This is a genomic window from Brachybacterium alimentarium (assembly GCF_002332425.1).
Taxonomy (GTDB): domain Bacteria; phylum Actinomycetota; class Actinomycetes; order Actinomycetales; family Dermabacteraceae; genus Brachybacterium; species Brachybacterium alimentarium.
On record NZ_NRGS01000033.1, the window covers coordinates 26,684 to 45,896 of the forward strand.

Below are 19,213 nucleotides of genomic sequence, written 5' to 3' on the forward strand. Positions count from 1 at the left end.
CGGGCCCCTGCCGCGGTGACGCGATGGGTCCCCGCCGCAGTGAGGCGACGAGCTCTTGCCATGGCGAGGCTGTGGGCCCCTGCCACGGTGGAATTGGCAGGGGCCCGCAGGCGGTCGGCGTTCCGGATGCCGAAGCGGTCAGCCGATCGCGGGCTCAGCCGAGCCCGGGCTCGGCTGCTGACGCGCTCAGGCGCGGAGGCGGGCCACCAGGTCGATCTCGACCCGGATGTTCGCCAGCTGCGAGCCGACGGTGGTGCGCACCGGGAACGGTTCGGAGAAGAACTCGCGGTAGGCCTCGTTGAACTCCTGGAAGTCGGCGAGGTCGGCGAGGTGAACGGTGGTCTTCAGAGCGTCGTCCAGGGTGGCGCCGCGCTCGGCGAGCACCGCCTGGATGTTCCGCAGCACCTGGCGTGTCTGCTCGCCGACGTTCTCGGAGACCTCCCCGGTGGCCGGATCCTGCGGCCCGAAGCCGGCCGTGAACAGCAGGTCTCCGCTGACGATCGCCTGGCTGTAGGGGCCTGCGGGCTGCGGGGCGCTGGTGGTGTGGAGGGCTTCCTTGTGGCTCATCGTTCTCCCTGATGGGTTGTGCTGATAACTGCAGGTGCAGGGGCTGCGCCCTGCGGGGCCGACGGAGCGGGGACATGCCCGCCGTCGGAGCTGGGGTCGCGCCCGCCACCGGGTGCGTGAGGGGCCGCAGCGCTGTCGGGGCTGGGGGCGGACGCGGCGCGCAGGCCGCGGCCGGGATGCTCGCCGGTGAGGCGGCCTCCGGCGAGGACGGGTCTGCCGGCGACGAGCACGTCGTCGATGCCACGTGCGAGCGCGGTCGGGTCATCGTAGGTGGCGCACGCACCCACAGCGTCCTCATCGACCAGGACGATGTCGGCGAGGTGACCGGGACGGAGGCGGCCTCGGGCGCCGAGCCGGAACCGCTCTGCCACTCCGGTGGAGAGATGCTGGGCGGCCTCTGGCCAGGTGAGGAAGCCGTGGTCGCGCACATAGGTCGCGAGATAGGTCGCGAACGTGCCGCGGGAGCGCGGATGGGGGTGGGCGCCGACGAAGATCCCGTCGGACCCCCCGAGGTGTCCCGGATGGGCGATGAGGCGGCCGAGGTCCTCGACGGGGCGCTGGTCGCGCACCGCCATCACCACGTTGACCTCGAGCGCGGAGGCGGCCAGCAGATCCAGTGCCGCATCGATCGGATCGGTGCCGTGGCGCGCGGCGACCTGGGCGAGGGTCAGGCCGTGCGTCCAGGCGAACTCCGGGGCGACGGTATGGGCGATGGTGATCAGCTCCGGCCACTCCGGCCCGAGGCTCGGGTTGTGGGCGACCTGCGGGAACCACTCTCGGCGCAGCTGCTCGCGCCGGGTCGGATCGCGCAGCAGCACGGTCGCCTCGGCGGGATCCATGGCGTTGACCGCCGGGGGCAGCAGCGTCATCCCCAGGATCGAGCAGCCTCGCGTGTACGGATAGGCGTCGAAGCTGGCGTCCAGCCCCTGCTCCTGGAGCCAGGCCATCAGCCGTGCGGCCTCGTCGGCCCGGGTGTGGAAGTGGGAGATGTGCACGGGCACGCCGGCGTCGAGGCCGATCCGGGCCGCTTCCTCGATCCCCACCTGCGAGTTCTCCTCGTAGCCGCCGCGCATGTGCGTCACGTACGGCAGGCGGGCCGCCGAGAGCGGGCGGCACAGGGCCGCGATCTCGTCGGCCGCGGCGTAGATGCCGGGGGTGTAGTCCAGCCCGGTGGAGAGGCCGACGGCCCCGTCGGCCACCGCCTCCGCCACCAGCGCCGTCATCTCCTCGATCTCCGCCGACGTCGCAGGGCGGTCCGCGCTGCCCATCACCTGGTGGCGCACGGTGCCGGCGGGCACCAGGTAGGCGACGTTCAGGGGAGAGGCGGCGTCGTAGGTCGCCAGGAGATCGGCCACCGAACCGCCGCGGAAGGTGGGGTGCGGGCCGTTGATCGCCGCGAAGTACCTGCTGCCGTGGGCACCGTCGCCGGGGGCGTAGGAGACGCCGTCCTGCCCGCCGATCACGCTGGTCACGCCCTGGCGCAGCAGCGCGAGCTGCACGTCCTCGTCGAACACGGCGCCCTCGGCATGGGAGTGGGCGTCCACGAAGCCGGGCATGACCAGGCGACCGTCGGCCTCGAGCACCTGCGCGCCCGCGGCACGCTGCGGGGCGATCCGGCCGACGGTGGTGATCTGCTCGCCCTCGACGAGCACGTCGGCCGGTGTGACCATGCCCCCCTCGACGACGCGGCCCCCGCGGATCAGCAGGGCGGTGGGACGGAGGGGATCGGGAACGGCCATGGTCATGATCCTTGCAGAGCGTTCAGCCGGCCGGGGTTCGCGACATCGGGTCGCAGGCTCGCCGCGGCGGTCGCGATCGCGCCGACCGCGCAGATCACGGCCACGTAGACGATCACCGGCCAGATCGATCCGCTCGCCCAGCCCACCAGCGCGGTGGCGATCAGCGGGGCGAAGCCGCCGCCGAAGGTGTTGGAGAGCTGGTAGCCGATGTTCACGCCGGTGGTGCGCTGTTCGACGTCGAACATCTCGGTGAGCATGGTCTGCAGCGTGCCCTGCATGGCGATGCCGGGGATCACGAAGCCGACGATCATGCCCAGCCAGATCAGCACGGGGACGTGCGTGCCGAACAGGGCGAAGGCCGGCCAGACCAGCAGAGCGAAGCCGATGCAGCCCGCGATGTACACGCGGCGTCGGCCGATGCGGTCCGAGAGCATCCCGTAGGCGGGCGCCATGACGATCTGCAGGGCGCCGACGATCATGGTGCCGATGAACCCGACCTGCGGCGGGACCCCGCCGGAGACCATGAAGGCGAGGCCGAAGGTGAGCACCACGTAGCCGGCGATCGACTGGGGCAGCCCGATGAGGATCCCGAGGATCGCGTTCTTGGGATGGCGGATCACCTCGCGCAGCGGCGACGGGGAGGCGATCTTGTCGTCGGCGATGTCCTGGCTGTGCTGGGTGAACTCCTCGGATTCTTCGAGGTGGCGGCGCAGGAACACCGCGATGATCGCGAGCACCAGGGCGAACAGGAACGGGATGCGCCAGCCCCAGGTCATGAAGAACGACTCCGGCCCCAGGCCCAGGCCCGCCATCATCCCGGCCGAGACGACGTTCGCGACGCCGGCACCGCTGATGAGGAGCGCTCCGTACAGGCCGCGGCGGCCGACGGGGGCGTGCTCGACGACCATGGTCGCCGCGCCGCCCATCTCGCCGCCGACGAACAGTCCCTGGAACATGCGCGCGATGACCAGCAGGATCGGGGCGGCCAGACCGATCGCGGCGTCCGACGGGATGAGGCCGATCGCGGCGGTGGTCAGACCCATGCCGATCACGGTGATCAGCAGGGTGAGCTTGCGGCCGAAGCGGTCGCCGATGTACCCGAACACCAGCCCGCCGATGGGGCGCAGCAGGAAGCCGACGGCGAAGGTCGCGAAGCTCGACAGCTGCGCGACGAAGGCGGAGTCCGACGAGAAGAAGACGGCGGGGAACACCGCCGCCGAGGCGAGCCCGTAGAGGTAGTAGTCGAAGTACTCCATGAGCGTGCCGATGGCGCCGCCCGCGATGGTGCGCTTCTGGGTGCTGCTGAGCGTGGCGGCGGGGCCCTGATCTCCGGGGATCGGGGCGTCCGGCTGCACGGTGACGCCTGGTATCGACGACATGCTGTCCTCCTCGACGCGCATTGATTGACTGACTGTATACATGGTTGACAGAGATTATGTCTACTCCGGGTGTCATGATGTGGAGATGACGGCCGAGCGCACCAGACCGAGCACCCCCGCACGCACCACGTCGAGCGCCGGGCCGAGCACCGGTGCCGCTGCCGAGTCGGGGACGGGGGCGGGGGCGGGCATGGCTCCGAGCGCCGGGCCGGGCGCGGCGGCGAGCACGGCTGCCGGCGGGCTGCCCCGGGCCCGTTTCGCGACCTTCGAGGATGCCTACCGCGCGCTGACCCCGCTGATGGGGGCGATCACGTCGGTGGTGGGCTCGCACTGCGAGGTGGTGCTGCACGACCTGAGCCGGGGCGACCTCGACCATTCCGTCGCCGCAATCGTCAACGGGCACCTCAGCGGTCGCACCGTCGGCGGGCCATCGACGAACCTCGGTGTCGAGGTGCTGCGTGACCAGAGCACCGACCACGACGCCCACGGCTACCGCGGCCGCACCGCCGACGGTCGCGAGCTGATCAGCTCCTCGACCTACTACCGCGACCACGACGGAAACGTCATCGCCGCCTTCTGCATCAACGTCGATCTCACGCCGGTCCAGACCGCGATGACCGCTCTGGACGCCCTGCTGCCCACGGCCCGCGAGGACGTCGCCGAACGGCCGAAGGAGCTGGTGGGGCCCGATATCTCGAGTGTGCTCGAGGAGATGGTCGACGAGTCCATCGCGCATGTCGGCAAGCCCGTGCCGGCGCTGACCAAGCCCGAGCGGATCGAGGTGCTGCGCCTGCTCGAGGAGCGCGGCGCCTTCCGCATCAAACGCGCCGCCGATCTCGTCTCCGCCCGGCTCGGGGTCTCCCGCGTGACCGTGTACGGCTACCTCGACGAGATCCGCCGCGGCTGATCCCGGGGGAGTGGGGCGGGCATGACGGGGTGTGCCGTCCGTACGTCCCGGTCCGTGCACTGCCGGCTCGACCATCCGATCAGCTGATGCACGAGCAGCTGCGAACCCGCCACGCGGCCGATGCTGAGCAGGGAGCGCCCCGAGGGGCCGGTTCGCCGACCGAGTCTCCCGATGGCCGCCGACGGGCCCCGATCTGGATGGCGATCATCGTGGGTCTCGTCGCCGGGCTCGTTCCGGATCTCATGCCGCCGACGTGGCTCGGGACCGCTCTGTCGATCGCTGTCACTGCGGCGCTCGGCACCGGGGTGCTCGTGGCCTCCCGACGGCCCTGGTGGACGGGGCGGCAGATGGCGGCCGTCGCGTTCGGACTTCTCCTCGAGCGCGGGCTGCTGGCCTTCACCTACTACCCGCTGGCGGGCGAGGTGACGGCAGCGGCGAAATACGGCCACAACCTCGTCATGCTCCTCGCAGTGCTGCTCGCCGGCGTGCTCGCACTCCTCCCACGAGGCCACGAGCAGGAACGCTCACGCTGACCGCCTGTCCGTCGGCGGTGTTCAGGTGCGGAGCGCGCAGGATCGCGCAAAGGTCATCGCATGAGGCTCTGGTCGTCGTACCAGATCGGTCTCCACGGCGACGTGCTCGCGGGACTGGTCGGCGGGCCGGCACGCCATTCCACGGCCGGCTCAGAAGAAGGTCTCGACCGCCTCGAGCACGGTGCTGCCGTCGGCGTCGACGACGGGGATCAGACGCCACTTGTCGAAGGCTGTGCAGGGGTGGGACAGCCCCAGGGTCACCACGTCACCGATCGCGATGCCCGGATCGCCCGTGTAGCGCAGGAAGGTGTGCTGGTCGTTCAGCGCGGTGATCTCCGCGGAGGCCTCGGGTGCGAACGGGCGCTCCGCGCCGCCGAGCCGGCTTACGACGGCGACCGGCGTGGGCAGGCCTTCGTCGAAGGGGACGTCGCGCTTGCCGGCGTCGAGCAGGGCGAGTCCCGGCTCGGGCATCGAGACCACCCGGGCATAGGCGCGCATCGCGGGCAGCAGGGCCTGCTCCGTCGCGACCTCGCGCGTCGTGTCCAGCGGGGAGATGCCCCGGTAGAAACCGGAGTCGTGCACGATGTAGGCGCCCGAGCGCAGGATCGCCCGCACGTCGGTCAGCGGCTCGAAGCTCGCGGCGACCAGATCGAAGTAGGCACTGCCACCGGCGGTCACCCACGGGATCCCGTCGATCAGCGGGCGCAGGCGCTCCACCAGCGCGGCGAGAGCGTCGCAGTAGGCGCCGACCACCCGCAGGGACTCCTCGGCCCGGTCATGGGCGAGCGCGCCCTCGTATCCCGCGGCCCCGTACAGGGTCAGCCTGGTGGAGGCGGCGATGCGCTCGGCGATCGCGACGGCCGTGGCCTCGTCCCGGGTACCGGTGCGGCCTCCGTCGGCCCCGAGCTCGACCAGCACGCCGAGGCGGGAGCCATCGGGCAGCTCACGCTCCAGCAGGTCGACGGTGGCGAGCGAATCCGCCCAGCACACGAGCTCCTGCTCGGGATGCTCGGCCAGGTGCGCGGCGAGCCGGCGCAGCAGTGCCGGATCCGTGCAGGCGTTCGCGAGCTGCACGGTGGGGATGCCCTCGCGCAGCGCCACATCGGCCTGCCAGCCGGTGGCCACGGTGATCCCGGTGCAGCCGGCGTCGAGCTGACGACGCCACAGCACGGGGGCCATCGTCGTCTTGCCATGGGGCATCAGCTCGAGCCCACGCTCGCTGGTCCACGCGGCCATCACCTGAAGGTTGTGCGCCATCGCCTGCTCGTCGAGCACCAGCAGCGGGGTGGAAAAATCCGCCAGCGGCGCCTCCAGCGCGGTGATCGGGCGGCCGACGAGGCCCGCCGGGAACGACTTGTCGAGCAGTTCGACCGTGCGCTGGACCTGCTGGGACATGGGGACCTCGTTCGGCTCGACAGTGATGAACTGCGAGTCTCCGAGCTTGGCCAGGATTATGCAAGGCGAGGCAGGCCGTCCGGATGGCGGGGCCCGATCGGGACAGGGACCGGGCTGCCGGGCAGGACCGGCAGCCGTCGTCCGTCAGCGCCCGATGTCCAGGCGTCCCACCGAGGTGATCGGGGCGACGCGGCCCTCCTCGAGCTGGTACTGGCAGCCCACGATGCCGAGCTCGCCGGCGGCGACGGCGTCGCTGATCACGCGCGAGGAGCGCATGAGGGCGTGGATGGTCTCGTCGAGGTGGCGGCGGCCCACGGCGTCGGCGTCGATCTTCGTGATGTCGACGTACGGGGTGTCCTGGTGGCTGGCGAGCCACTCGCGCTGCACGGCGGGCTGGATCAGCTCGAGCTCGCGCAGGATCGCGGGGGTGACCGTGCTCGGGTGGGCGGTGGTCTGGTCGATCGCGGCCTTCACCGCGCCGCACGAGCCGTGCGCGAGCACCACGATCACGGCGACACCGAGCTCGGCGACGGCGAACTCCATGGTGGCGACGGTGTTCTCGTTGGCGATCTGGCCGATGTTGCGCACCACGAAGAGATCGCCGAGACCGCAGTCGAAGAGGATCTCGGCGGCGACACGGGAGTCCGAACAGCCCAGGAACGCCGCATCAGGGGCCTGGTAGCCGGTCAGCTGACTGCGTCGCGCCGCGTCCTGCTCGGGGTGCCGCAGCTCGCCCTGCATGAACCGCTCGTTGCCTTCGGCGAGGGCATCCCACGCCTCCTGCACGCTGACGCGGGCTGTACCCATGGTCGACATCCTTCCGGGTGGTCATCGGACGATCGGCGAGGCACGCCTCGTCGATCGAAATCTCGCTGCACACTACTCCGCGCCGCGCGGTGGGCCCGCGCCGAACACCGCTCGTGAGATGGCCGCGACACGGCCACGGAGGGCGTGAAGAGGTGCTTCGCACGCGGCCGGGTCCCCTCGGAACGACCCCCGGGAATCTGTCTCAGTGAGCAGCATCGGCCCAGGTCAGGAACTCTTCTGCGTCCAGCACGGGCTTGCCCCATTTCGCCGCGTTCTTCGACTTGTTGGACTGGGTTCCGCGCTCGGCGACGACCAGCACATCGGTCTTCGTCTTGGTGACGTTCGCGACGGGATGCAGGCCGCGCTGCTCCGCCAAGCGCTCCATCGTCGACCTGTCGAGATAGCCGTGCTCGGGGTGGACCACCTCTCCCGTGAAGCACACGCGCACGCCGGGCCGGAGCACGTCGGCGGCGGTCGGCGGGCCCTCGAGCACGAGGTCCTCCGGGAGGACGCGCACACCGAAGTGCTCCTCGGCGCCGCGCAGCCTCTCCACCACCGCGTCGTCCCGATCGATGACCCGCTCCCAGGCGGTGCGCAGGGCATCGGCCAGCACCTGCGCGGGGTCGTCGTCGGCCGAGAGATTCCCGCCGACGACGAAGCCCTCGGGGCCGGCGGTCCCGCTCTCCCCGTGCGTGCGGGCCAGCAGATAGCCGGTGCCGTGGGTGAACGGCGGGAACGCGGTGCCGGCCGGCGGCTGCCACGCGGAGGGGCCGGTGGCCCCTGCGCGGAGCCGCTGCACCGCGTCCCGCACGGCCCGGGCCCGCTCCAGGGCCGACGGGGCATTCAGCGCGGAGCGCTCGTCGGCCGTGAGCTGGGCGGTGGGCAGGTCGATGCCCAGCGGCATCGGGTCCACCACGCCGTTGCGCTTGAGCTCGAAGTCGATCCAGGCCAGCTGCTCGTCGACGCGGGGGCCCACGGGCACACGCCCGGCCAGCAGGGGAGCGAGGGCGGGCCAGGCCTCGGCGAGCACCGGGGCGAGCTGCACGTCGCGGGTGGTCAGCCCGAACTCGGTGCGTGCCGCATAGAGGTCGCTGGTGGGGTTCACGACGGTGGTGGCCTCATCGCCGTCGTCCGTCACCACCGCGAGCTCCACCGGTCGCGGGCGGTATTTGTCGCCCATCGTGCCCACCGTCAGCGCCGCCAGGTACACCTCGCCGAGCGCCTCGGCCGGCGCGCTGGGATCCGTGGGGGAGGCGAGGAAGCGCCGCACCCGGGTATCGGATTTGAGGTCGCGCGGCAGCACGTCCCGTCGCAGCACCAGGCCCTCCAGGCTCGTGCACCGTGACAGCGCCACGTACAGCTGCCCGTTGGCGAAGGTGCCGCCGGTGAGGTCCACGACCACACGATCGAGGGTCTGCCCCTGGGACTTGTGGATGGTGATCGCCCAGGCGAGCTTCATCGGCAGCTGGGTGAAGGTGCCGATGACCTCGTGGATCAGATGCCCGCCGTCGACCGAGGGGCGCGTGACGTCCCACGTGTGCGGGCGCACCTGTTCGCTGCGCCCGTCCCGCAGGAGCACCTCGACGAGCGGCCCGTCGGAGTCCGTGCCCAGAGCGGTGATCCGACCCAGGGTGCCGTTCACCCAGCGGTCCCACGGATCGTTGTTCAGCATCATCACCTGCGCGCCGACCTTCAGCTGCAGCTGCACGTCCGTGGGGTGCTCGAAGCCGTCGGTCTCGCCGCTGATCTGGGCGGTGAGGGTGTGCACCGGATCGGGGAGGCGCTCGAGCATCTGGCGATTGCGGGAGGTGACGATGCGATTCGTGGTCGCCAGCGTCAGCCAGAACTCCTCCATCGGTGGCTCGAAGTCCTTGTCGGTCCGGGCGTTCAGCTCCGCTCGCGCGTCCTCCAGCAGCGCGCCCTCGCGCACCGCGTTCAGCAGGTCCACCAGGCGGTCATCGCCCTGCTGGCGGAAGACGGTGGTCAGCTCGACCACTTCGACTGCGGAACGGTCGAAGGCGTCGGCGGAGAAGAAGAACGGGGTGCCGTAGCGCTGCTCGAGATGCGCGGCCTCGCTGTCGTGCACCACCGGCGGCAGCTGGTACAGATCGCCCACGAGCACCAGCTGCACCCCGCCGAACGGCTCGCCCGGCTGCGGCCCGAAGCGCTCGAGCGCGGCGGCGAGAGCATCGAAGAGGTCCGCCCGCACCATCGAGGCCTCGTCGATGATCAGCACATCCAGCGCGGCCAGGGTCGCCGCGAAGCGCCCGGGGTAGTAGCGCGGGGAGCGCACGAACTCCTCGTTCGCCCCGATCGGGAAGGAGAACAGACGATGGATCGTGTAGCCGTCGACGTTCAGTGCGGCGATGCCTGTGGGAGCCACCGTGATCGCAGCGCTGTCGGTGGTCTCCAGGAAGTGCCTGATCAGCGTGGACTTACCCGTGCCTGCGCGGCCCGTGAGGAAGAGGTGGCGGCCGGAGCTGAGGGCGTCCAGGGCGCGCTGGAAATCCTCGGTGATCGTGAGCGGAGCAGGCATGGGGAGATTCTCCCGCATGGCGCTGAGGATCGCCGACGCCGACCCGTTGCCGCCCGTTACGGCCCGTGGGAGTCTTCTGGCATGTGCAGGAACATCAGGCCGCTTCACAACTTCGCGCCCGAGGCCACTTCGCAGGAGGTGCATGATGCAGCGCTGCAGTACGTGCGCAAGGTCAGCGGGATGACGAAGCCGTCGCAGGCGAACACCGAGGTCTTCGACCGGGCCGTCGCCGAGATCGCCCACGCCACCGAGCATCTGCTGGCGGATCTGGTGACCTCCGCCCCGCCGAAGGACCGTGACGTCGAACGGGAGAAGGCCCGAGCCCGCAGCGCCAGGCGGTTCCCGGCGGCCGACGCGTCCTGAGATCCCAGGGGGCCGGCCCCACGGGAGGTCGGCTGACTCTCGGCGGGGGAGCACGGCTCCGTATGACCCCGCACTGATCTGGCGTACCGCACTGTCACCATTCCCTCACGGAAGAGAGAACCCTCCATGCGCGACTCCTCACGGTTCGACGCCCTCCCGCAGCGACTGCCCGACTGGTTCCGCGATGCCCCGCTGGGCATCTTCATCCACTGGGGCGCCTACTCGGTCCCCGCCTGGGCGGAGCCCACCGCCGAGCTCGGAGCGGTCGAGAGCGACCTCGGCTGGTTCGCGCACAACCCCTATGCCGAGTGGTACTTCAACACCATCCGCATCGAGGGCTCGCCCGCCGCCGAGCATCATCAGGAGGTCCACGGCGGCGCCCCCTACGACGACTTCCTGGACCAGTGGGTGCCCACCGAGTTCGACCCTGCCGCGTGGGCGGATCTGTTCCGCCGGGCCGGTGCCGACTACGTCGTGCCCACCACCAAGCACCACGACGGGATCACCCTGTGGGATGCGCCGGGCACGGGGGACCGCAACACCGTGCAGCGCGGCCCGCGCCGGGACCTCGTGGGCGAGATCGCACGCGCCACCACGGATGCCGGGCTGCGCTTCGGCGTGTACTACTCCGGCGGTCTGGACTGGCACGTGCGGCCGACGGATCCGCTGGTGAGCGGGGACGATGTGGGCGACAGGCTGCGACCGCGCGATGACGAGTACGGGACGTACTGCAGCGCGCACGTGCGGGACCTCATCGACCGCTATCAGCCTGACGTGTTCTGGAACGACATCGGCTGGCCCGACGAGAACTTCCACTTCGACGAGGGTGGGCTCGGGGAGCTGCTCGAGCACTTCTACGCCCAGCGGCCCGAGGGTCTGATCAACGATCGGTTCGCCGGCGCCCACCAGGACTTCGTCACCACCGAGTATCAGGCCGGGGAGATCCCGGAGGGTCAGCCGTGGGAGAACTGCCGCGGCATCGGGCTGTCCTTCGGCTACAACCAGGTCGAGGACGCCTCCCAGTACATGTCCGGTGCGCAGGCCGTTCGCCACGTGGTCGACGCCGTGTCCAAGGGCGGCCGCGTGCTGCTGAACGTCGGCCCGCGGGCCGACGGCACCCTGCCGGAGCTGCAGGTGAAGGCGCTCGAAGCGCTCGGCGAGTTCATGGCCGAGCACAAGGCGCACCTCGCCGGATCGCGAGGTCTCGGCGAGCTGGAGATCCCCGGCGTGAGCTGGGCTCGCGCGGTCGAGCAGGAGGGCACGTGCTACGTGTTCCTCTCCGGGCCGCAGGGACGAGTATCGCTCAGCGGCGCTGACCTTCCCGTCGGCTACGACTGGCCGGCCGAGGGCGTCGAGGTGGACCTGGCCGGCGAGGAGTCCGCTCCGATCGCGGTCAGCGCGCCGCGCACGGCGGGAGCTGCTGCGCAGGGATGATCCTCGGGCGTCGGGCGTCGGGCGTCGGGCGTCGGGCGTCGGGCGTCGGGCGTCGGGCGTCAGGCGCGCGGCTCGGCGTTCCGCGTCACGGAGACGTCGAGACCGTCGGCGATCATCGTGAGCGCCTTGGCGAAGCTGTCCCCGTCGCTCGTGGCGGCGACCGCATCCTCGGGGTTCAGGGAGTCCGGTGCGTCCAGGAGTCCGAGGGAGTCCGCGGTGCGGCGCTGCTGCTCGTGGAAGACGTAGCCGACGGTGAAGTGCACGAGCACCTCGGCAGCCACCTCGGACAGCGCATCGGGCACGCCGTGGCGTCGTGCGACCTCCAGCAGCTGGGGTCGCACCGGTGACCCGACCAGCCCGAGGGACAGGGAGCTGGAGACCAGCTCCGAGGCATCCCGGTAGGTGAGCAGGCAGTCGCGCAGCCGTGCACCGAGCACGCGCACCGCCTCATGCACACCCAGGGCACCCAGGTCCTCGATCGGGAGCTCCGCGAGCGGTGCGAGGATCCGCGCGCTGACGGCGGCGAGCAGCGCCTGCTTGTTCGGGAAGTGCCAGTACAGGGCGCTGGGCTGCACGCCGAGCGCCGTCGCCAGGTTCCGCATCGTCAGGTCGGGGAGCCCGTACTCGTCCAGGAGCTGCAGGGCCATCTCGGCGACGTCCTCACGGCTCCGTCTGCGGGGAGTTCCTGAAGTCGCCATCTCTTCACTATAGTGATGAACGGCGTTCAGGTGAACGCTGTTCAGGAGAGAGGTGGTCAGATGGCCGACAGGACCCAGAAGCAGGACAGCACCGACGGGACCGACGGGTGGCGGTGGTCGCTGGACGCGCAGGACATCGCGCGGGTGGCGGTGTTCGCCGCGCTCGTGGCCGCGCTGGGCCTGCCCGGGAGCTTCAACGTGTTCGGCGGTGTGCCGATCACCGCACAGACCTTCGGCGTGATGCTCGCGGGCGCCGTGCTCGGTCCGCGCCTGGGCGCGCTGTCGATGATCGTGCTCCTGGCCCTCGCCGCCGCGGGCCTGCCGCTGCTGGCCGGTGGGCGTGGTGGGCTCAGCGCGTTCGTCGGACCGTCGGCCGGATACATGTTCGGGTGGATCCTGGGCGCGTTCGCGGTCGGTCTGATCGTGCACGCCTCGACCCGCAAGCCCTCCGCGCTCCGGGTCGCGCTCGCCGCGATCATCGGCGGCATCCTCGTGATCTACGCCGTCGGCATCCCCGTGCAGAGCCTCGTGACCCGCCTGCCGCTTGAGCAGACCGTCCTGGCGAGCCTCGTGTTCCTGCCCGGGGACCTGCTGAAGGCCGCTCTGGCCACCGCCGTCGTCGCCACGCTGCTGCGCGCCTACCCGCGCGCCTTCCGCCGCACGTGGCAGCCCGCCCGGCGCTCGATCCGCCGGGCCGACGCCGCGCCCGCGCAGAGGCCGCGGTGAGTTCGCAGATCGTGGTGCTGGGCGGCTCGGGGGAGGGCCTGCTGGACCGTCTCCGGGCGGTGCGCGCCGACGGCGACGTGCCCCTGGTGGGCAACGACCGCTGGCCGGCGGCGCACTGGGACGCGGTGCGCGAGCTCGCCGCGTCCCGGCCCGTCCCGGCGGAAGCCGGCTGGGCAACGCTGACCTCCGGGACCAGTGGGACACCACGGATCGTGCTGCGCAGCGCCGCCTCCTGGGAGCGCTCCTTCGAGGCCGTCTCCGCGCTCCTCGCGAGCCCCGGGGGAGCGGACGCCGAGCAGCGGATCCTGCTGCCCTCGCCGCCCGCCTCCTCGCTCACGCTGTTCTCGCTCGCGCATGCGCTCGGGGGCGGCCCGCGACCGGTCCTGCCCGACAGCGCGGACCGCGCCGAGGCGACCGTGCTCCACGGCACGCCGCAGGCCCTGAGCGCCGTCCTCGCGGCCGGCGATCTCCCGCACCTGCGCACGGCGCTCATCGGCGGCTCGCACCTCCCGGCCGGTCTGCGCGCCGAGGCCGAGTACCGCGGTGTCCGCGTGGTCTCCTACTACGGCGCGGCCGAGCTCTCCTTCGTCGCGCTCGACACCGGTGACGGGCACCGTGCCTTCCCCGGTGCCGAGCTCGAGATCCGTCAGGGCGAGCTGTGGGTCCGCTCGCCGTACCTGGCGCTGGGATACCTCGGCGGCCCGGGCCCGGTGCGCACCGCCGGAGACTGGATGAGCGTCGGCGACCTCGCGACCCTCGAGGACGGCGTGCTCACCGTGCACGGCCGCAGGGACGCGGCGATCCTCACCGCCTCGGCCACCGTGATCCCGGACGAGGTCGAGGCCGGCCTTCGCACGCTCCCCGGGATCGCCGACGCCGTCGTGCTCGGGCTGCCCACGGACGGTATCGGCGCGCTCGTCGCCGCGATGATCGAGCCGGAGCCCGGCGCCGCCGTCCCCACGGCCCGCGCGCTGCGCTCCCTGGCGGCCACCCGCTTCACCTCGTCCCACCGTCCCCGGATCTGGTTCGAGGGCCCGGTGCCCCGCACCGAGTCGGGCAAGCCGGCTCGCGCCGAGGCGCTGCGCCGCGTGCAGGCGGGGGAGGTGAGGCGCTGTGCGTGATCACGCCGTCGTCGTCGCTGCGCGGCGCACCCCGATCGGCACCCGCAGCCGCGCCCTCGCCGCCCACGGCGTCGAGCAGCTGGCCGCGCCGGTCCTGCGCGCCGCCGTGCATGAGGCGTCGGCCGCCCTCGGGACCGAGCCCGTCATCGCGGACGTGGTGCTCGGCAACTGCCTGGGCCCGGGCGGGAATCCCGCCCGGGTCGCCGCCCTCGCCGCGGGACTCGGTGTGAACGTGCCGGGGGAGACCGTGGACCGCCAGTGCGGCAGCGGCCTCGCCGCCGTGATCGACGCGGCGCGCGCGATCGAGGCCGGGGACGAGCGCGTCTTCCTCGCCGGCGGCGTCGAGAGTGCCTCGACCGCGCCGCGACGCTCCCGGGACGGCGTGCCCTACGACCGCGCACCGTTCACCCCGGACGGCTGGCCCGACCCGGACATGCCGCGCGCCGCGGACGCCCTCGCTGCCGCCGACGGGATCGGCAGGTCCCGCCAGGACGCGCACGCCGCCCGCAGCCACCGACGTGCACGCGCCGCCCAGGGCACAGGCCGGTTCGACGCAGAGCTCGTCCCCGTCGGCGGAGTGACCGCCGACGACTCCCTGCGCGCCTCCGCGCCGTCGTTCGGACGGCTGCCGCCGCTGTTCCCCGGCGGCACCCTCACGGCAGGGACCTCGACCCGGATCAGCGACGGCGCCGCAGCCCTGCTGCTCGTCCCGCAGCGCGCGCGGGGCCGTGCCCCGGGACTCGCGATCCGTTCTCACGCCGTCGTCGGCTGCGACCCCGCGCTGCCGGGCATCGGCGCCGCTCCCGCCGTCGAAGCCGCTCTCGTCTTCGCAGGCCTCGGTCTCGAGGACCTCACCGCGATCGAGATCGTCGAGGCCTTCGCCGCGCAGTCGCTCGCGGTGCTGGACCGCGTGGGCCTGGCCGAGGACGATCCTCGGGTCTGCGCCGACGGCGGGGCTCTGGCCCTCGGTCATCCCTGGGGCGCGAGCGGGGCGGTCGCCATGGTGCGGCTGTTCAGCCGGCTGATCAGGGGAGCCGCCCCGGCAGGGTCCCTCGGGGTCGCCGCTGCCTCGATCGGCGGGGGCATGGGCATCGCCGCCGTCGTGGAGGTGATCCGATGAGCGTCCTGGACCTCGAGAACGTGGGCGTGCGCCTGGGCGATACCGACGTGCTGCACGGCGTGACCTGCTCGCTGGATGCCCGCACGATCGCCGTGGTGGGGGAGAACGGTTCGGGCAAGTCCACGCTCGCGCGGCTCGCGGGCGGGCTGGTCACCGCCACCAGCGGCAGGATCCGCGTGCTCGGCCTCGATCCGGAGCGTGAGGCCTCACGGCTGCGGCGGGGCGTCTCGGTCGTCTTCAGCAACCCGGATGCGCAGATCATCATGCCCACCGTCGCGGAGGACGTCGCCTTCTCCCTGCGCTCGGAGAAGCTGCCGTGTGTCGAGAAAGCCCGTCGCGTGCAGGCTGCCCTGGAGCGCTTCGGTCTCGTCGAGCTCGCGGACCGCTCCGCGCACGACCTCTCCGGCGGCCAGAAGCAGCTGCTCGCCCTGTGCGGGGCATTCGTGCGGCGCCCCGGACTGGTGATCGCCGACGAGCCGACGGCCTATCTCGACGCCCGCAACGCCCGCCGGATCGCCGATCACCTCTTCGCCGATGCCGGGCACCGGCTGCTCCTGGTCACGCACGATCTCGAGCTCGCCCGGCACTGCGAGACCGTGGTGCTCGTCCGCGACGGCACGATCATCGCCACGGGCGCGCCCGACGCGATCATCGCGACCTACGAGGAGGCCCTGAGATGCTGACCCTGTACCGACCCGGCACCGGGCTCTGGCACCGCCTGCCGGCCGGCCCGAAGGCCGCGGTGCTCATGATGATCGTGCTCGGCGTGTGCCTGCTGCCCGTGAGCTACACCAGCGCTGCGATCGCCGCGGCGGTGTGCGTGGTCTGCTACGCGGTGCCGGGCACCGGGCCGCGGGAGCTCGTGCGGCAGCTGTACATCACCCGCTGGATCCTCGTGGTGACCGTCGCCGGGCAGCTGCTGTTCCTCGGGCCGGAGGAGGCGGCCGCGAACACCATGCGGGTCGCGGCGGCCGTGGTGCTGAGCGGTCTGCTGGCCCTGACCACCCCGGTCAGCGAACTGCTGGACGCGCTCGAGCGGGCGCTGGGCCCGCTCGCCCTGCTGCGCATCGACCCCCAGCGCGCGGCGCTCGTCCTCGCCGTCACGCTGAACACCCTGCCCGTGCTGGCAGGGCTGGCACGGGACGTGCGCGAGGCGCAGCGGGCACGTGGCGGAGGGCAGAGCCTGCGCCACTTCGCCATGCCCTTCCTCGTCCTCGCGCTCAAGCACGCGGACGCGCTCGGGGATGCGCTGACCGCGAGGGGCGTGCGATGACCCGGCGGGGCCCGGTCGACCCGGTCGACCCGGTCGAACCGGTCGGCCCTGTCGGCCCGGCGGGGCCGGTGGACCCGCCGGCGTCCGGAGATCGGGCGGATCCGGCAGAGGGCGAGGTGCCGGTGGTGCACGGGCCGACGGTCGATGCGCAGACGCGGTGCATCCACTATCGGACGCCGCTGGACGTGATCGCGCTCCGCTTCGCCTGCTGCGGCGAGTACTACCCGTGTCACCTGTGCCACGAGGAGACTGCCGGCCATGCTTCGCGCCCATGGCCCGCTTCGTCGCGGCACGAGCCCGCGGTGCTGTGCGGGGTGTGCTGGAGCGAGCTGACCATCGCGCAGTACCTCCAGGCGGAGGACTGCCCGTACTGCGCGGCCGCCTTCAACCCCGGGTGCGCACTGCACCACGAGCTGTATTTCGAGTAGGCCGGTCGTCAGCCGTCGTCAGCCGTCGTCAGCCGTCGTCAGCCTGATCAGGCCTCGTCTGCGAACTGCCCTCGAAGTCGGCCTGGAGGGCGGCGAGGGTCCGCGCGATGTTGCCGCGCTGGAAGTCGGAGAACAGCTGGCCCGACGTCACGAACCGGTCGAACCGTGCGGCCAGGACATCTGGCCAGCGCCTGCGCCCGTCGGTCCACGTCTCGGTGACCCGGGTGCCGCCCTCGACCGGTTCGAAGGTGTATGCCCAGGTCGCGATGCTGCCCTTCAGGAGGGGCTTGGTCGGCCCGATCGCGGTGACGTCGAAGGCGAACCTCTTCCCGGGGTCTGCCTCGGTGACGGTGCAGGACGTCACCCAGCGGGCCTTTCCACGGTGGTTCGAGCCGACGAACGTCATGCCCACGGTCGCCGGACGGCCGGGGGAGGGCACGCTGGCTCCGGTGTTCTCGGGGCTCCAGCGGCCCATCTGCGAGGGATCGGCGATCTGCTCGTAGAGCTCCATCGCCTCGGCGGCGACGACGATGCTGTCCTGGACCTGCATGATTCTGGCCATCTGCGGGATGCTACAGCGCGGGGTTGTGAGGCTTTCGGTCATACACTCGCCCGGTGCCAGACCACGATCCTTCCGCGTCGCCCGCAGGCGCCAGCGCGCCTGCCGAGTTCACCCCCGAGGAGCTCGCCACCGCCCTGCGCGTGCTGCAGGCCGCGCCCACCCTGGCCGACGGCAGCGAGGACCTCGTCGCCCTCAAGCGCGCCTCGCGCACCTTCGAGAAGCGCCTGGCGAAGTCGCGCCGCGGCACCAAGACGTGGGCGCAGCGCAAGGCCGACCGCGCCGTGGTGGAGGCGACCGCGACCGGTTCCCCGCTGCGGATCGACGACGAGACCAAGGGGATCCCGCTGGTCTCCACGGCGAAGGGTGCCTACGCCGGGGAGCTGAACAAGGCGCGCGGCTGCTACATCTGCAAGCAGGACTACACCCTGGTGGACGCCTTCTACCACTGGCTGTGCCCGCAGTGCGCGGCGATGTCCCACGCCAAGCGGGACCAGCACACCGACCTCACCGGCAAGCGCGCGCTGCTCACGGGCGGGCGTTCCAAGATCGGGATGTACATCGCGCTGCGCCTGCTGCGCGACGGCGCGCACACCACGATCACCACCCGGTTCCCCAAGGACGCCGCGAGGCGCTTCGCCCAGATGGAGGACGCGGCGGACTGGATCGACCGGCTGAAGATCGTCGGCATCGACCTGCGCGATCCCACCCAGGTGATGGCGCTGGCCGATGACGTCGCCGCCGCCGGCCCGCTGGACATCCTCATCAACAACGCCGCCCAGACGGTGCGCCGCTCACCCAGCGCCTATTCGGGCCTGGTCGAGCTCGAGGACGCTCCGCTGCCCACCGACCTCGCGCTGCCGGAGATGACGGCTTTCGACCGCATCTCCCAGGCGCATCCTGCGGCGATCGCCGGGGTGCTGGAGTCGACGTCGGTGTCCCAGCACGACGGGGAATCTCTCGAGCATGCTCGGGCGGCGCAGTCCGCGGCCTCGATGACGGCGCTCGCGCTGCGCGCCGGGAACGCGAGCCTCGAGCAGCATCGCGCCGGGACCGCGGTCGACGCGGGCGGCCTGCTGCCGGACCTGCAGACCACCAACTCGTGGACGCAGACGGTGGACCAGGTCGAGGCCCTCGAGATGCTCGAGGTGCAGCTGTGCAACGAGACCGCGCCGTTCCTGCTGATCAGCAGGCTGCGGGCTTCGATGCGCGCTGCCGTGCAGGCCGGGGCGAGGCGCGCGTACATCGTGAACGTCTCGGCGATGGAGGGGCAGTTCTCGCGCCGCTACAAGGGCGCCGGCCACCCGCACACCAACATGGCCAAGGCCGCCCTGAACATGCTCACCCGCACCAGCGCCGGCGAGGCCTTCGAGACCGACCGCATCCTGATGACTGCCGTGGACACCGGTTGGATCACCGACGAACGCCCTCATCAGGACAAGCTGCGCATTGCGGCGGAGGGGTGGCACGCCCCGCTGGATCTCGTGGACGGCGCCGCCCGCGTGTACGACCCGATCGTGCGCGGCGAGGCCGGCGAGGACCTCTACGGCTGCTTCGTGAAGGATTACAAGCCCAGCCCGTGGTGACCTGCCAGCGCACGGCCACCCGCTGAGCCACCGTTGGCCGCG

The 19,213-nt window shown here is 71.8% G+C and carries 19 protein-coding genes; 11 read left to right on the forward strand and 8 right to left on the reverse strand.

Annotation, left to right across the window (positions count from 1 at the left end; all coding sequences use genetic code 11):
- Positions 1 to 186 precede the first annotated feature (186 nt).
- The 3 genes from CIK71_RS16145 to CIK71_RS16155 are packed head-to-tail and all read right to left on the reverse strand — an operon-like array spanning position 187 to position 3,685.
- On the reverse strand, positions 187 to 567 hold the full coding sequence (locus tag CIK71_RS16145; protein WP_096166708.1) for a RidA family protein: 381 nt from the start codon (positions 565 to 567) through the stop codon (positions 187 to 189).
- A complete protein-coding gene (locus tag CIK71_RS16150) occupies positions 564 to 2,306 on the reverse strand; it encodes an N-acyl-D-amino-acid deacylase family protein (protein WP_096166709.1) in 1,743 nt (580 codons plus the stop codon). The genes CIK71_RS16145 and CIK71_RS16150 overlap by 4 nt, the downstream gene beginning before the upstream one ends.
- A 2-nt stretch (positions 2,307 to 2,308) precedes the next feature.
- Positions 2,309 to 3,685, reverse strand: a complete 1,377-nt coding sequence (locus tag CIK71_RS16155; RefSeq protein WP_096166710.1) for an MFS transporter — start codon at positions 3,683 to 3,685, stop codon at positions 2,309 to 2,311.
- Positions 3,686 to 3,875: 190 nt separating this feature from the next.
- Between CIK71_RS16155 and CIK71_RS16160 the strand changes: the two genes are divergently transcribed.
- Both CIK71_RS16160 and CIK71_RS16165 read left to right on the forward strand, forming a co-directional pair.
- A complete protein-coding gene (locus CIK71_RS16160) occupies positions 3,876 to 4,592 on the forward strand; it encodes a helix-turn-helix transcriptional regulator (protein WP_141393737.1) in 717 nt (238 codons plus the stop codon).
- Positions 4,593 to 4,678: 86 nt separating this feature from the next.
- Positions 4,679 to 5,125, forward strand: a complete 447-nt coding sequence (locus CIK71_RS16165; protein WP_096166712.1) for a hypothetical protein — start codon at positions 4,679 to 4,681, stop codon at positions 5,123 to 5,125.
- Positions 5,126 to 5,275: 150 nt separating this feature from the next.
- On the opposite strand, the gene CIK71_RS16170 is transcribed toward CIK71_RS16165, so the two are convergent.
- The 3 genes from CIK71_RS16170 to CIK71_RS16180 form a co-directional block, all read right to left on the reverse strand.
- Positions 5,276 to 6,520: an alanine racemase gene (locus CIK71_RS16170; protein WP_096166713.1), complete on the reverse strand. Its 1,245-nt coding sequence runs from the start codon at positions 6,518 to 6,520 to the stop codon at positions 5,276 to 5,278.
- A 144-nt stretch (positions 6,521 to 6,664) separates the two neighbouring features.
- On the reverse strand, positions 6,665 to 7,327 hold the full coding sequence (locus CIK71_RS16175) for a carbonic anhydrase (RefSeq protein ID WP_096166714.1): 663 nt from the start codon (positions 7,325 to 7,327) through the stop codon (positions 6,665 to 6,667).
- A gap of 202 nt (positions 7,328 to 7,529) precedes the next feature.
- On the reverse strand, positions 7,530 to 9,863 hold the full coding sequence (locus CIK71_RS16180; RefSeq protein WP_245857705.1) for an AAA family ATPase: 2,334 nt from the start codon (positions 9,861 to 9,863) through the stop codon (positions 7,530 to 7,532).
- Between the two features lie 81 nt (positions 9,864 to 9,944).
- Here CIK71_RS16180 and CIK71_RS16185 point away from each other — a divergent pair, with 81 nt between their 5' ends.
- Both CIK71_RS16185 and CIK71_RS16190 read left to right on the forward strand, forming a co-directional pair.
- Complete coding sequence (locus CIK71_RS16185; protein WP_096166716.1) at positions 9,945 to 10,226, forward strand: DUF2277 domain-containing protein; 282 nt, start codon at positions 9,945 to 9,947, stop codon at positions 10,224 to 10,226.
- Positions 10,227 to 10,352: 126 nt separating this feature from the next.
- A complete protein-coding gene (locus CIK71_RS16190) occupies positions 10,353 to 11,660 on the forward strand; it encodes an alpha-L-fucosidase (RefSeq protein ID WP_096166717.1) in 1,308 nt (435 codons plus the stop codon).
- A gap of 59 nt (positions 11,661 to 11,719) precedes the next feature.
- Here CIK71_RS16190 and CIK71_RS16195 read toward each other — a convergent pair whose 3' ends face one another.
- A complete protein-coding gene (locus tag CIK71_RS16195) occupies positions 11,720 to 12,358 on the reverse strand; it encodes a TetR family transcriptional regulator (RefSeq protein ID WP_096166718.1) in 639 nt (212 codons plus the stop codon).
- 60 nt (positions 12,359 to 12,418) lie between these two features.
- On the opposite strand from CIK71_RS16195, the gene CIK71_RS16200 reads away from it, so the two are divergent.
- The 6 genes from CIK71_RS16200 to CIK71_RS16225 are packed head-to-tail and all read left to right on the forward strand — an operon-like array spanning position 12,419 to position 17,026.
- Positions 12,419 to 13,084: a biotin transporter BioY gene (locus tag CIK71_RS16200; RefSeq protein WP_096166719.1), complete on the forward strand. Its 666-nt coding sequence runs from the start codon at positions 12,419 to 12,421 to the stop codon at positions 13,082 to 13,084.
- Positions 13,081 to 14,205 carry a class I adenylate-forming enzyme family protein gene (locus CIK71_RS16205; RefSeq protein WP_096166744.1) on the forward strand — a complete coding sequence of 375 codons (1,125 nt, stop codon included), beginning with the start codon at positions 13,081 to 13,083 and terminating at the stop codon, positions 14,203 to 14,205. The genes CIK71_RS16200 and CIK71_RS16205 overlap by 4 nt, the downstream gene beginning before the upstream one ends.
- Positions 14,198 to 15,325 (forward strand): thiolase family protein, encoded by a 1,128-nt coding sequence (locus tag CIK71_RS16210; RefSeq protein ID WP_096166720.1) that lies wholly within the window; start codon positions 14,198 to 14,200, stop codon positions 15,323 to 15,325. Before CIK71_RS16205 ends, CIK71_RS16210 begins: the two co-directional genes overlap by 8 nt.
- Positions 15,322 to 16,008, forward strand: a complete 687-nt coding sequence (locus tag CIK71_RS16215) for an energy-coupling factor ABC transporter ATP-binding protein (protein ID WP_096166721.1) — start codon at positions 15,322 to 15,324, stop codon at positions 16,006 to 16,008. The genes CIK71_RS16210 and CIK71_RS16215 overlap by 4 nt, the downstream gene beginning before the upstream one ends.
- Complete coding sequence (locus tag CIK71_RS16220; RefSeq protein WP_096166722.1) at positions 16,002 to 16,598, forward strand: energy-coupling factor transporter transmembrane component T family protein; 597 nt, start codon at positions 16,002 to 16,004, stop codon at positions 16,596 to 16,598. Before CIK71_RS16215 ends, CIK71_RS16220 begins: the two co-directional genes overlap by 7 nt.
- Positions 16,595 to 17,026: a CHY zinc finger protein gene (locus CIK71_RS16225; RefSeq protein ID WP_096166723.1), complete on the forward strand. Its 432-nt coding sequence runs from the start codon at positions 16,595 to 16,597 to the stop codon at positions 17,024 to 17,026. Before CIK71_RS16220 ends, CIK71_RS16225 begins: the two co-directional genes overlap by 4 nt.
- 28 nt (positions 17,027 to 17,054) lie before the next feature.
- Here the strand turns inward: CIK71_RS16225 and CIK71_RS16230 are convergent, their stop codons facing one another.
- A complete protein-coding gene (locus tag CIK71_RS16230; protein ID WP_096166724.1) occupies positions 17,055 to 17,588 on the reverse strand; it encodes an SRPBCC family protein in 534 nt (177 codons plus the stop codon).
- Between the two features lie 53 nt (positions 17,589 to 17,641).
- On the opposite strand from CIK71_RS16230, the gene CIK71_RS16235 reads away from it, so the two are divergent.
- On the forward strand, positions 17,642 to 19,171 hold the full coding sequence (locus CIK71_RS16235; RefSeq protein ID WP_096166725.1) for an SDR family NAD(P)-dependent oxidoreductase: 1,530 nt from the start codon (positions 17,642 to 17,644) through the stop codon (positions 19,169 to 19,171).
- The last annotated feature ends 42 nt before the right edge of the window (positions 19,172 to 19,213 follow it).